Source organism: Ruegeria sp. L11 (assembly GCF_056531755.1).
In genome coordinates this window covers 1-13,269 of record NZ_JBQFMI010000002.1, presented here as the reverse complement: position 1 = coordinate 13,269, position 13,269 = coordinate 1, and the positions used below count along the sequence as shown (strand labels likewise).

At 56.5% G+C, this 13,269-nt stretch carries 11 protein-coding genes, 1 tRNA gene and 2 pseudogenes; 9 read left to right on the top strand and 5 right to left on the bottom strand.

Annotated elements, in window-relative coordinates:
- Window positions 1-10: 10 nt before the first annotated feature.
- Genes ACR0CE_RS04955 through ACR0CE_RS04945 form a run of 3 tightly spaced genes read left to right on the top strand, consistent with a single transcriptional unit; the run spans window position 11 to window position 3,122 of the window.
- Window positions 11-1,093, top strand: coding sequence for an ABC transporter permease (locus ACR0CE_RS04955; RefSeq protein WP_480831244.1), 1,083 nt, complete (start codon window positions 11-13; stop codon window positions 1,091-1,093).
- Window positions 1,094-1,095: 2 nt separating this feature from the next.
- Complete coding sequence (locus ACR0CE_RS04950; RefSeq protein ID WP_209598075.1) at window positions 1,096-2,016, top strand: ABC transporter permease; 921 nt, start codon at window positions 1,096-1,098, stop codon at window positions 2,014-2,016.
- Window positions 2,017-2,048: 32 nt separating this feature from the next.
- A complete protein-coding gene (locus ACR0CE_RS04945; protein WP_480488997.1) occupies window positions 2,049-3,122 on the top strand; it encodes a BMP family ABC transporter substrate-binding protein in 1,074 nt (357 codons plus the stop codon).
- Window positions 3,123-3,242: 120 nt separating this feature from the next.
- Here the strand turns inward: ACR0CE_RS04945 and ACR0CE_RS04940 are convergent, their stop codons facing one another.
- Genes ACR0CE_RS04940 through ACR0CE_RS04930 form a run of 3 tightly spaced genes read right to left on the bottom strand, consistent with a single transcriptional unit; the run spans window position 3,243 to window position 5,301 of the window.
- Window positions 3,243-4,040: a metal ABC transporter permease gene (locus ACR0CE_RS04940; protein ID WP_209598077.1), complete on the bottom strand. Its 798-nt coding sequence runs from the start codon at window positions 4,038-4,040 to the stop codon at window positions 3,243-3,245.
- Entirely contained in the window at window positions 4,040-4,786 is a 747-nt protein-coding gene (locus tag ACR0CE_RS04935) for a metal ABC transporter ATP-binding protein (RefSeq protein WP_480831241.1), read from the bottom strand. Before ACR0CE_RS04935 ends, ACR0CE_RS04940 begins: the two co-directional genes overlap by 1 nt.
- Before the next feature lie 2 nt (window positions 4,787-4,788).
- Complete coding sequence (locus tag ACR0CE_RS04930) at window positions 4,789-5,301, bottom strand: Fur family transcriptional regulator (protein WP_480484831.1); 513 nt, start codon at window positions 5,299-5,301, stop codon at window positions 4,789-4,791.
- 57 nt (window positions 5,302-5,358) lie between these two features.
- On the opposite strand from ACR0CE_RS04930, the gene ACR0CE_RS04925 reads away from it, so the two are divergent.
- From ACR0CE_RS04925 to ACR0CE_RS04915, 3 genes are all read left to right on the top strand, one after another.
- Complete coding sequence (locus ACR0CE_RS04925; RefSeq protein WP_480540018.1) at window positions 5,359-6,321, top strand: zinc ABC transporter substrate-binding protein; 963 nt, start codon at window positions 5,359-5,361, stop codon at window positions 6,319-6,321.
- Between the two features lie 229 nt (window positions 6,322-6,550).
- A complete protein-coding gene (locus tag ACR0CE_RS04920; protein WP_480831239.1) occupies window positions 6,551-7,876 on the top strand; it encodes a sensor histidine kinase in 1,326 nt (441 codons plus the stop codon).
- Window positions 7,873-8,520: a response regulator gene (locus ACR0CE_RS04915; RefSeq protein ID WP_480540016.1), complete on the top strand. Its 648-nt coding sequence runs from the start codon at window positions 7,873-7,875 to the stop codon at window positions 8,518-8,520. The genes ACR0CE_RS04920 and ACR0CE_RS04915 overlap by 4 nt, the downstream gene beginning before the upstream one ends.
- 74 nt (window positions 8,521-8,594) lie before the next feature.
- On the opposite strand, the gene ACR0CE_RS04910 is transcribed toward ACR0CE_RS04915, so the two are convergent.
- On the bottom strand, window positions 8,595-9,347 hold the full coding sequence (locus ACR0CE_RS04910) for a hypothetical protein (protein WP_480831237.1): 753 nt from the start codon (window positions 9,345-9,347) through the stop codon (window positions 8,595-8,597).
- A 340-nt stretch (window positions 9,348-9,687) separates the two neighbouring features.
- Here ACR0CE_RS04910 and ACR0CE_RS04905 point away from each other — a divergent pair.
- The 3 genes and pseudogenes from ACR0CE_RS04905 to ACR0CE_RS04895 form a co-directional block, all read left to right on the top strand.
- A pseudogene (locus ACR0CE_RS04905) lies at window positions 9,688-10,324 on the top strand (IS5 family transposase); the annotation flags it as partial.
- Window positions 10,325-10,404: 80 nt separating this feature from the next.
- Window positions 10,405-11,319 carry an ATP-binding protein gene (locus tag ACR0CE_RS04900; RefSeq protein ID WP_480484836.1) on the top strand — a complete coding sequence of 305 codons (915 nt, stop codon included), beginning with the start codon at window positions 10,405-10,407 and terminating at the stop codon, window positions 11,317-11,319.
- Window positions 11,320-11,771: 452 nt separating this feature from the next.
- Window positions 11,772-12,936, top strand: a pseudogene (locus ACR0CE_RS04895) (IS3 family transposase).
- 242 nt (window positions 12,937-13,178) lie between these two features.
- On the opposite strand, the gene ACR0CE_RS04890 reads toward ACR0CE_RS04895, so the two are convergent.
- Window positions 13,179-13,255 (bottom strand) — tRNA-Met (locus tag ACR0CE_RS04890).
- Window positions 13,256-13,269 lie beyond the last annotated feature (14 nt).

The window sequence follows — 13,269 nt, the reverse complement described above, 5'->3', positions numbered from 1 at the left end:
GGATGAGCAAATGATAGTGTTGGAGAAACGGCCACAGCCGTCCAGGGCCTGGTCTTACGCGACCCCCCTTGTGGCGGTGCTGGCAACAATGGTGTTTGGCGGGTTGCTGTTTGCCATTTTGGGGAAAAATCCGGTCGAAGCCATCGGTACCATCTTCTGGGAGCCGCTGTTTGGCGAGTTCGCATTCTATTACCGCCCTCAATTGCTGGTCAAAGGCGCGCCCCTAGTGCTGATCGCAATCGGATTGTCGCTGGGTTTTCGGGCCGGTATCTGGAATATCGGGGCCGAAGGACAATACATCATGGGCGCCATATTCGGCGCGGGCGCAGGTCTGGCCTTCTATCCGCTTGATGCCTGGTACATCTTCCCGATCATGGTGGTCGCAGGCGCATTTGGCGGTTGGCTGTGGGCAACGATCCCGGCTTTGCTGAAGGTGCGTTTCGGCACCAACGAAATCCTTGTGTCGCTGATGCTGGTCTACGTGGCCGAGCAGATGCTGGCCTCGGTCTCGCTGGGTCTTCTCAAGAACCCCGAAGGGTTCGGCTTTCCCGGATCGCGCAACCTGCAATCCTATGAAAGCGCGTATAATGCCGAGCTGATTGCCGGTTCCGGGATGCATTGGGGTGTTGTCGCGGCCTTCATCGCGGTGATCTTTGCCTATGTATTGCTGAACCGTCACATGCTGGGCTTCCATATCCGCCTGACGGGTGAGGCCCCCCGCGCCGCAAAGTTTGCAGGTGTGAATCCGGCGCGCCTGATCCTGTTCTGCCTTGGGATTTCGGGCGCTTTGGCCGGGCTGGCCGGTATGTTCGAGGTGTCCGGCCCGTCCGGTCAGATCAGCATCGATTTCAATGTGGGCTATGGCTTTACCGCGATCATCGTCGCGTTTCTGGGCCGCCTGCATCCGGTGGGTATCCTGTTGGCCGGGGGCCTGATGGCGCTGACCTATATTGGTGGCGAAATTGCACAATCGCAGCTGGGTCTGCCTGCCGCTGCCATTCAGGTGTTTCAGGGAATGCTGCTGTTTTTCCTGCTGGCCTTCGATCTTCTGACAAACTTCCGCATCCGTGCGGCGCGTAGCGAGGTGGCGTGATCATGGACCTTGGTCAAATCAATCCCGTTCTTCTGGTTGCCTCGCTTATGGTGGCGGCAACCCCCCTTCTGCTGGCCGCGATCGGAGAGCTTGTCGTGGAAAAGGCAGGCGTTCTGAACCTTGGTGTCGAGGGCATGATGATCGTTGGCGCGATCAGCGGTTTTGCGATCTCGGTCGAAACCGGCTCGCCCTGGCTGGGCTTTGTTGCTGCCGCCATTGGCGGGGCCGTCCTGTCGCTGCTGTTCGTCCTGCTGACACAGTTTGCATTGGCCAACCAGGTTGCCAGCGGCCTTGCGCTGACCCTGTTTGGACTGGGGTTCAGCGCCTTGATGGGGCAAAGCTATGTAGGCGTCAAACCCCCCAGCATGGGCGATATCCACATCCCTTTGATTAGCGATATTCCGGTCATCGGCCCGATCCTGTTTCGGCACGACCCCATCCTGTATCTGGGCATTGCGCTGACCGCTGTGGTCTGGGCCGTCCTGAAATACACCCGCGTCGGGTTGATCCTGCGGGCGGTTGGTGAAAACCACGATGCCGCCCATGCGCTTGGCTACAAGGTTATCAAAATCCGTATCATGGCGATCCTGTTCGGCGGGGCCTGCGCGGGCCTGGGTGGGGCTTACATCAGCCTGATCCGTGTACCGCAATGGACCGAGGGCATGACCGCAGGTGTCGGCTGGATCGCGCTGGCGCTGGTGGTGTTTGCCAGCTGGAAACCATGGCGGGTCCTGCTGGGTGCATATTTGTTCGGCGGCATTACCGTCTTGCAGCTTAATTTGCAGGCAGCGGGCGTTGCCATTCCCGTCGAGTATCTGGCAATGTCACCCTATCTCATCACGATCCTTGTGCTTGTGATCCTTTCGGCCGACAAGAGCAGCGCACCTGCCTCACTGGGCCGGACCTTCCATGCCTCACACTAGGGGCCAACTGAACCAACTTGGGGAGTAACTACATGAAATTCAAATCACTTCTGACAACTGCCGCGATAGCGCTTGGTCTTGCGACCGGCGCAGTGGCGCAAGACAAGACCAAGGTCGGTTTTGTCTATGTCGGCCCTGTCGGCGACGGCGGCTGGACCTATGAACACAACAAAGGCCGTTTGGCGATCGAAGAAGAGTTCGGCGACAAGGTCGAGACTGTATTCGTTGAATCAGTACCCGAAGGCCCCGACGCCGAGCGCGTGATGACCCAGATGGCGCTGGAAGGCGCGGATCTGATCTTTACCACCTCGTTCGGCTATATGGATCCAACCATCAATGTGGCCAAGAAATTCCCGAACGTGAAGTTCGAGCACGCGACCGGCTACAAGACCGCCGACAACGTCTCGGTCTATTCAGCGCGTTTCTACGAAGGCCGCGCGGTTCAGGGGCATATCGCGGGTAGAATGACCGAATCGAACATCATCGGCTATATCGGGTCCTACCCGATCCCCGAGGTGATCCGCGGTATCAACTCGGCCTATATCCACGCCAAGAAGGCAAACCCGGATGTCCAGTTCAAGATCGTCTGGGCCTATACCTGGTTCGACCCGGCAAAAGAGGCTGACGCCGCCTCGGTTCTGATCGAACAGGGCGCCGACGTGATCCTGCAGCACACTGACTCGACCGCTCCGCAGGCCGCCGCACAAGAGGCGGGTAACGTGATCACCTTCGGTCAGGCTTCGGATATGAGCGAATACGCCCCCAAACCGCGTGTTTCCTCGATCATCGACAACTGGGGACCCTATTACATTGCGCGCACGCGAGCTGTGATGGACGGCACCTGGACCTCGTCCAATACCTGGGACGGTATCGGGCCGGGCATGGTAGAAATCGGTGAGATTTCGGATGCAGTTCCTGCGGACATCAAAGAAGAGGCACTGGCCCTGAAGGCGGCGCTGGCCGATGGCAGCTATCATGCCTTTACCGGACCGCTGAAGAAGCAGGACGGCAGCGACTGGCTGGCCGAGGGCGAAGTGGCCGACGACGGTACGCTGGCTGGCATGAACTTCTATGTCGAAGGGCTGGAAGGCGATATCCCGCAGTAAACGACGCGGGTAGAAATGCATCAAGGCCCGCAGGTTTGCGGGCCTTTTTTCGTGGCGTTTTCGCTTTGGTCACATTACCGGATGACCGGGATGCTACGGCCGCGAAGACCTACGGAACCATTAAGCCCTGTCCTGTGTTCGCCATCCAATCAGGCTAAGGCACGCAAACACGATCGCGGCAACGCAGACGATCGAAGGCCCTGCCGGAGTGTCGAAAACATACGCAGCCCTTAACCCCGTGATGGCTGAAAGCGCGCCTATTCCCGCTGCGATCAAGGCCATCGTTTCTGGTGACCGCGCAAGGTTACGCGCCGCTGCCGCCGGAATGATCAGCATTGCGGCGATCAGCAATACGCCCACAACCTTGATCGCCACCGCTACGGTCACGGCAAGTGACAGGGTCAGGATCAGTTGTTCACGCCTTGGATCGAAGCCGCTGGCATAGGCCAGTTCTTCGTTCAATGTCGCGGTCAGAAGTTGCGACCAACGCCAGACAATCAGCGCCACGACAAGCGCCGCACCGCCCCAGATCACGACCAGATCCGAACGGGAGACTGCCAGAATATCCCCAAACAGATATGCCATCAGGTCAATCCGGACACCGGACAGGAATGAAACTGCAACCAGCCCAAAGGCCAACGCAGAATGTGCCAGAACGCCCAGCAGCGTGTCCATCGCATATCCGCGACCGGCCAAAAGCGAAACGGTCAGCGCCATGACCAAAGCGACAGCCAACGCGCCCGTGAAGATCGACATCTGAAACGTCAGGGACAGGGCCACGCCCAAAATTGCGGCATGTGCGGTTGCATCGCCGAAATACGCCATGCGACGCCACACGACGAAACATCCAAGCGGAGCCGCAGCAAACGCCACGCCAATACCGGCGAGCGTTGCCCGCATCATGAAATCATCCAGCATTATTCCGCCGCTTCCTGTGTACTCGCATCATGGTCATGATCATGATGGTGATCATGTTCATGACGATAAAGGGCAAGCGCACCGCCTGTTCCGGTTCCGAACAAGGCCCGATACTCTGGTGCCGAGGCGACCACGGCCGGCGATCCTTCGCAACAGACATGCCCATTGAGGCATATCACCCGGTCCGACGCACTCATGACCACGTGCAGTTCGTGGCTGATCATCAGAATGGCGCATCCGGTCTCGCGCCGGACAGCCTCGATCTGCTGGTAAAAGCTGGCCGACCCCCGTTGGTCCAACCCCTGTGTCGCTTCGTCCAGCAACAAGATATCCGGGCGGTTGATCAAAGCCCGAGCCAGCAGCACCCGCTGGAACTGTCCACCGGACAGTTGCGACATCTGGCGTTTCAACAAATCCGGCACACCCGCCGATTCAAGCGCCTCGACACATTGCCTGCGCGACACAGGATCGGTCAGACGCATGAACCGTTCGACAGAAATCGGCAATGTCGGATCGACATGCAACTTCTGCGGCACGTAGCCGATTTTCAATCCGGGCTTCAGTGACACTTTACCGGCACAAGGCCGTGTCGCACCGATAATGGCGCGCAGCAGGCTGGTCTTTCCTGATCCGTTCGGGCCAACGATGGTTACGATTTCACCCGGCTCAATGACCATGTCCACATGATGCAGTACGGTATGCGCGCCATAGCGGACGCTGAGTTTCTCGACAGTGATCAGCGCCATCTTTATGCCTTTTCGGTGCAGTCGGGGCAGAGACCTTCAGCCTCTACAACCGTTCGCTCGATCTCGAAACCCGCCGCGCGCGCGGCAGCGCCAAGAACACCTTTGGACGGGGCAGATTGCGCCTCGGCTACGGCGTCGCATTTTCGGCAGATCATGAAAGCAGGTGAATGCGCCGCACCGGGATGAGAGCAGGCGACAAACGCGTTCAGCCGCTCGATCTTGTGGACAAATCCGTTTTGTACAAGAAACTCCAGCGCCCGATAAGCGACCGGAGGCTGGGACCCGAACCCTTCGTCGCGCAACCGGTCAAGGATTGCATAGGCACCTTGGGCGCGATGTTCGTGCAATAACATCTCAAGAACCTTGCGCCGAACCGGCGTCAGCCGCAGCCCTTCCGCTTTGCACCGGACTTCGGCGGATGTCAGAGCCGTTGCGACGCAGCTCTGGTGGTCATGTTCCTGAAACCCGACCGGAGCCGCGTCTTTGCCAATAACTGGGTGCACATCACTTGTCATGTTATTACATATCATGTATTGCCGCTTGAAATGTTATAAAATCACACAGAGGGCCCGATGTCCAGAACGCTTCTTCTTCCATTATCTATCACAGTTGCACTGCTGGGTGGACCGGCCCGCGCAGATGCGCCAAACGTTGCCGCGGACATTGCCCCGGTTCATTCGCTGGTGGCCCGTGTCATGGCGGGTGTGGGAACACCTGCCCTGATCGTCGCACCGGGTGCCTCGCCGCATGAATACAATCTGCGCCCGTCCGAGGCAGCCGCGTTGCAAAACGCCGATCTGGTGTTCTGGGTAGGAGAAGACCTGACACCCTGGCTGGAAAGTGCGATAGAAACTCTTGCCCAAGGTGCGACCGCCACAGCCCTATTGGACGCAAAGGGTACGGGGCTTCTTGAGTTCCGGGAAGACGCATTGTTTGAGGCGCATGATCACGCGGACGATGCGGGTCACGAAGACCATGACGACCATGGCGATCACGAAGGCCATGATGATCATGACTCTCATGACCCACATGCCTGGCTTTCGCCAACGAATGCCAAAGCCTGGCTGACCCTGATCGCGGATCAACTGTCGTCAGCGGATCCCGACAACGCCGCTGCGTATTTAGCAAATGCCGAAGCGGCGCGCGAAGAAATGAACGTGCTTTCCGCAGAAGTGGAAGAGTTGCTTGAACCGGTTCGCGGCGGCAGCTTCATCGTGTTTCATGATGCCTACCAGTATTTTGAGGTTGCGTTTGGTTTCCCTGCATCGGGCGCGATTTCCCTGAGCGACGCGTCCGACCCAAGCCCCGCGCGAGTTGCCGCCATTCAAGGTCGCATTCACGCCGAAGGCATCAACTGCGTATTGTCTGAACCACAGTTCAATCCGGGCATCGTCGAAACCGTGTTGGATGGAACATCGGCACAATCCGGTGTGATCGATCCACTGGGCTCGGCTCTGGAACCCGGGCCGTCTCTGTACCCGCAAGTCATTCGTAACATGGCGCAAACCCTGTCGGAGTGTTTGAAAACCCGTTGAACCGGGACTGGGATCGGGACGCGGAAACCTGCCGGGGTGCACCCAAAAGGGCCAAGTCCCGATCTGCGCATCAGGTTTGGAACATTGGAGAAGCGCATCAGACCATGGTCTGTAGCGCGTCAAACAATTGTCGTTCATAGTCGATTGCGAAATGAGACCCAAAATTACCGACCTGACAATTGGCAACTGGTCTTTGTCGCGCGTATTTCTCGCGGCAAGTGTTGTGGTCATGGGGACTGCAACGGTGTTTGTTGGTCACTGGGTATCGAACCGGATCGAAAATGCGGTTGTACAAAATTCCGCCAACTCTGCGGCATTGTACATGGAAAGCATTTTGTCCCCACTCAGCCAGGAGCTGGCGCATGGAGACCGCCTTTCCGAACAGGCCAGCCGGGCGCTGGACGAGATTTTCATGACCCAGCCGATGCGCGAACGCATTGCCTCGTACAAGTTCTGGAAACAGGATGGCGAGATTGCATACGCATCGGATTCCGCCATCATCGGTCGCCGCTTCGAGCCGACAGATGACCTGAAACGCGCATGGGCTGGAGAAATCTCGGGCTCATTTGAAGAGCTGGACGACGAAGAAAGCGCGGCAGAGGCTGCGCTTGGCATTCCATTGCTGGAAGTCTACAGCCCCATTCGCGAAATCTGGTCGGGGAAAATCATCGCGGTCGCCGAGTTTTATGAAAAGGCCGATCAGCTGGAACTGGACATGGCCAGAGCCAGAAGAACAAGCTGGTTGATCGTTGGCTCGGCCTTTGCGGCAAGCACGATTGTTCTGTTTTCCATTGTCGCAATCGGCGACAACACCATTCGACGGCAAGGGCGCCTTCTGAATGATCGTCTTGCCGAAAGTGAAAAGATGGCCGCACAGAATGCCATGCTGCGGTCGCGCGTCATTGATGCATCGGAAAGATATGCTGCGCAAACGGACAGGTTTCTCAGGAAACTCGGCGCGGAACTGCATGACGGCCCTGCCCAATACCTGTCCCTCGCCGCCCTTCGATTGGAGGCCGCATTCGGCGACAAGCCGGAGATGCCCAACGAGGCCGAAGAAATTCAGCAATCTTTGCAGAAGTCTTTGGCAGAAATTCGCGCCTTGTCACGGGGGTTGTTCGCGCCAGACATCGAAAATCTGGCGCTCGTTGATGTGGTAAAAAGAGCTGTCGAGGACCATTCTGAACACAGCCCTTTTCGCCCCGGTATTTCCTTTCAGGGCAATCCGTCGCCCGACTTGTCGATCTCGGGCAAGTTGTGCGTTTTCCGGTTCCTGCAGGAAACGCTTTCCAATGCCGCAAGATATGCGCCCGCGTCCCAGTGCACTGTCACCTGCAACGTACAAGGTGATCGCATCACCGTTCAGGTCAGCGACGACGGCCCCGGGTTCGCCCCCTCCGGCGAGACGGTTCTGCGTGAGGACGGGGGCCAGGGCCTTGTCGGCTTGCGTGACCGGGTCGAAAGCATCGGTGGCCGGTTCGAGGTGACATCAACCCCGGGCAAGGGCACCACCGTTGCTATGACATTGTTTCCCAGAAAGATGAGTGCATCATGACAACATCCGTCGTTATCGCAGATGATCACCCGATTTTCAGGGACGGTTTGCACCGCACTTTAGAGGAAGCCGACGGCTTCAAGGTTCTCGCCGCCGGATCAAATGCGGATGAGGCCGTTTCCCTTGTCCGAACCCATCAGCCTGACATCGCCATCCTCGACCTGTCGATGCCCGGTGGCGGCATTAGCGCGACCCGTCGAATTGCTGAAATGGCAAACCCGCCTTTCATTGCGATATTGACGGTCTCTGAAAACAGCAGTGACGTTGCAGACGCTTTGGAGGCGGGTGCCATTGGCTATATCGTCAAGGGCGTGACAGCACGCGAATTGACAGCTTCGCTGCGCAGTATCGCCTCGGGCGAAGGGTTCGTCTCGCCGGGTCTTGCTTCGCGTATGCTGCTTCAGATCAATCGCGGAAACGGGTCGCAGCAAGAAGCTGACGCCATAGATGATCTTACCCATCGCGAAGAGGAGATTCTTCGGCGCGTCGCCAAAGGGCTGAGCAATCGGGAAATAGCCGATGAGTTGGGAATACAGGAGAAAACCGTCAAGCATTACATGACGGCGATCCTGTCCAAGCTCCATGCGCGAAACCGGGTGGAGGCCGCTCTTATCGCGCATGAGGCCTGGAACAAGAAAGACTAGGGGTCAGGCGCTCAAAGACCGGGGCGGTCTCTCAAGAAAAGAAACCGCCCCGCACAATCGCCAAAGTTCGTCACTCAGTTGGCAATCGCCTGAAGTCTGCTGCGATCCGCCGCAGTTGCGGTTCTTTCTACAACGGTCCGGTTGAACGGGTCTTTCAACTCGTAACGCCCGCCCTCGATCTCTTCTTTCCAGCCGTTTGCGTAACTAACTTCGATATTGTTGCCCTGAATTTCGATTTTTGCCGGGTTACTTCCAGCGCCACCACTCTGCCCGGGCGAGCGCACGCTGTCGATTGAGATACCGTTTGCCAGTGACCGAAGGCGCGAAACGTCGGCACCGGTGGCCGGTCGTTCCTCGACTGTTCGGTTCTGCGCGTTCTTTCTTTCGTACCGGCCGTTTTCAATCTCTTCCTTGGTACCGTCAGCATAGCGTACTTCTATGCCGCTCGCGCTTGTCTCGACCTTTGTTATTCCAGCCGACCCCGATGACTGCCCCCCAGACTGGGACCGGTCCTTCTTATCGCCCCGGCCCGAGCGTGACGAACCATCGTCATCATCATCATCGTCGTCGTCATCATCATCGTGACCACCTTTACCCGATCCGGAATTGTCGTCACGATCACCGCCGCTGCCCGACCCGGAATTGCTGTCATGGTCATCATCCCCGCCGTTGCCGTCACTCCCTTTCCCGCTCTTTGCAAATGCGTAAGCAGGTTCCAACCGCAGAAGACCGTCTGCGTCAAAAACCGGCACATAGGGTGTCATCACAATCAGCGACGCCAGCGCAACCGTATTGAGAAGCTGACCAGTTCTTTTCCGGGTATTCATTTTCGTCTCCAATCCTGTTCGAGGCGTTATCCTGTATTGGAGGCAGAATATCCCGGGCCCGGCTTCGCTACATCGGGCTTAGGTCTGATGATTTTCCGGCCGATTGTCCGGGTCCGAGGATTGAGAGTTTCAAATATCCATCGCTCAAATGGATCTGGTGATCCAATTTAGGCCTTGGGCAATGAGGTGTTGCCGCGTTGCTTTCCATGTTTTGCGGAACTCGGCTTCAGCGGTTGGCGGGTCTTGATTTGACAGCTGTCGTTTTCTTCCCGATTAGGGTCAGGATGCATTGATTCTCAAGGCGCTGCATGATTCACGGCTCGAAAAATGGAGTGGTGATATGAGCGACCTTTTCTGGCTGACCGACGAGCAGATGGCCAAATTTTCCCCTTTCTTCCCGCGGTCGCACGGCAAGCCACGGGTCGATGACAAGAGGGTGCTGAGCGGGATTATCTTCATCAATCGCAATGGGTTGCGGTGGCGAGACGCTCCCAAAGAATACGGACCGCACAAGACGCTTTATAGCCGGTGGAAGCGTTGGAGTGAGAAAGGCATCTTCGCGCGGATGATGACCGGCCTGGCCGCCGAACACGGCGAGGAAAAGACCGTGATGATCCCCTCTCGGGACATTGCTCCGCAATGCCCTGCCGGGCAGTGGACGCGACCTATCTGAAAGCACATCGCACCGCGACCAGCAGGGCCGCGAAAAAGGGGGGCGTGGCCGCCTGATTGGCCGAACCAAGGGCGGCATGAATACTAAACTGCATGCTATCTGTGACAGCCAAGGGCGACCGATCAGCCTTTTTGTCACCGCTGGCCAAGTCAGTGACTACATCGGTGCGCGAGCGCTAATGAGCAGCATACCAGAAGTCGACTGGCTGCTCGGGGATCGCGGCTATGATGCAGACCGGTTCCGAGACGCGTTGAAAGACAAAGGAATAAGCGCCTGCATCCCAGGTCGAAAGCAACGCAACCGTCATCTATTGGTTATGAATCCTGACCCTACGACACACCGGTCTACTTTTCGATCACGGAGGTACACCGGTACATCGACAACATGAACCGTGAGGTCATCGGTCGACTGGACGGCGAGAACAAACCCAAGCTTTCTGATGGAACACTAATAGAAGATCGAAAACTTCATTACTTCGAAAACTCATGTACTTTCGTCCCGACATCCACGGCCAAAGCGGATAAGGCAACCAGCGGTCCGTTTTATGGAGAATTCAATCGCTTCCTCTCACGTCTTGAAACCAAACTCTCCGACAAGCGCCTACGCTTCTTGCTACAAGCCAAGAAAGATGATGGGAAGTGTTTCCAGACTGATGACTTTGAACAAATCATGAAGCAATTCATCGGTTACCTCAATCGATCCAATGTCACCATTGTCGACCTAAGTGGCATACCATTTGAGGTGTTGAGTATTACGGTGAGCCTAGTTTCTCGACTGATCTTCGATTTCTGTTTTCACTACTCGAAGCTGCTACAAAGACAAGAATTACTGAATGATGTACCAGTCATGCTTGTCTGCGAGGAAGCTCATAACTACATCCCTCAGAGAGACGACGCTGCATATCGTTCTTCTAGAAAATCGTTGGAGCGCATTGCAAAAGAAGGAAGAAAGTACGGGCTCAGTTTGATGGTTGTGAGCAAGCGACCGTCAGAGGTTTCGGAGACTATCTTCGCGCAATGCAACAATTTTTTGGCGCTTCGGCTGACCAACAATACCGACCAAAACTATGTGAAGCGGCTCTTTCCGGACAACTCCAGCGGCATTACGGACATCTTACCCAATCTTGCCCCTGGTGAATGTGTCGTTGTCGGAGATGCTGTGTTGCTGCCAGCGATTGTGCAGATGCCGATGCAGAATCCCGAGCCACAATCCCAAGGCGTTCGCTTCCACAAAGAATGGCAGGAACCTTGGCGCGAATTTACTTTTGGGGATGTGATAAGTCGCTGGCGGAAAGAATGATACGCCTAGTGGTAGGCTGTGCGCGCGTCTGAACTTGACGAACAATCCGGTTTGCTGACCCGACGGATATCTGCTTTCGGGTTACTATAACGCAGCGACTGGCGCTGTTGCCAGGGATCGGACTTGGCCGGAGAATGAGCACTAACGCCAAAGCAGTAAATCTAGCATCCTATTCGAGGGAGCATTCAAACTCTTCGAGGAGGGTTTGCATTGCATTTTCAGTTCCAGTTTGCGTTCTTACCCTTTCCTCCAACTGGTCAATCAACAATACCTGCTGAGTTATTTCATCCGCCAACTTTGTGAGATTGGCGTTTAACTCAGACAACTCTTCATCGGCACCAAATGCGCGATAGGTGTTGCTCCAGCTACCATCCCTCCACATCCAGCTAGAATGAGTGAGCCTCCCCAACTGAACTGGTCCACCGCTATGTTTAGGAAACGGAGGACCACGAATGGCAAACAAGCGACCGAAGCCCGAAGAGATTGTCTCGAAGTTACGGCAGGTTGAAGTTCTGATGGGACAAGGCATGTCCCGTCTTGATGCGATCAGGCAGATCGGAATTGTTGAACAGACCTATTACCGCTGGCGCAAAAAGTACGGCGGAATGGGCGTAGATCAGTTGAAAGAACTGAAACGGCTTCAGAAAGAGAACGAGCGGCTTAGACGCGCAGTTTCAGATCTGACGTTGGACAAACTGATCCTGACGGAAGCCGCAAAGGGAAACTACTGAGCCCCGCTCGTCGTCGTGCTTGTATTGACCATGTTCGCAACCAACTGAACGTTTCCGAGAGACGCGCCTGCCGCGTGCTTGGACAACACCGGTCCACGCAACGGCGTGTCCCACAAGGTCGCGCAGACGAAGACCGGCTGGTGGCCGACATGATCGAGCTGACCCGTCAATACGGGCGATATGGCTATCGCAGGATCGCAGCGCAGCTGAGAGAGGCTGGGTGGTCTGTTAGCGATGGGCGAATTGAACGGCTTTGGCGACGAGAGGGGCTGAAAGTGCCAGTGAAACAACCGAAGAAAGGACGGCTTTGGCTGAACCCTTCTCATCGATACTGCGTATCGACTGCCGGGCAGTGGATGGGTCGTGTGTTCGGCTGAGGCCGGAGTATCGCAATCATGTATGGAGCTATGATTTCGTCCATTGTCGAACCGACGATGGCAAAGCTTTTCGGACGCTGAACATCCTTGATGAGCACAGCCGGGAGTGCCTGGCGATTAGAGTGAAGCGCAAGCTGAACTCGGTCGACGTGATCGACGCCCTGACGGATCTGTTCATCCTTCGTGGCGCACCCGGTTTCATACGTTCGGATAACGGGCCGGAATTTGTCGCCCAGGCCGTCCGAGACTGGATCGCCGCCGTCGGCGCCAAGACGGCTTACATCGAACCTGGCAGCCCGTGGGAGAACGGATACTGTGAAAGTTTCAATGGCCGGTTCAGGGACGAACTACTCAACGGCGAAATCTTCTACAGCCTGCGCGAAGCACAAATCCTGATCGAACAATGGAGGAGGCACTACAATACAAAACGCCCCCACAGTGCACTGGGCTATCACCCGCCGGCACCTGAAACCATCATCCCGATGGATCACAGGCCGATGATGCACTAACAATCAACTTGGACCAGTCAGATGAGGCTGCTCAGCAGATCTGGCACAGGCGCTATCGGATCCGTCGATCCGCACCGGGGCCTTGGAGATTATCCGGGGCCTGATTGAACGTGTTACGATCAAACATGAACGGGATGGCGTCCAGATCGAACTGGAGGGTGTCCTGGCAGCGATGATTGGGTTGGCCCAGAATGAACAAAGCCGCCCTGAGGCGGCTTGTTCGAGACTCTGTTCGACCGAAGTGGTTGCGGGAGCAGGATTTGAACCTGCGACCTTCAGGTTATGAGCCTGACGAGCTACCGGGCTGCTCCATCCCGCGTCAGAGTCAGATTT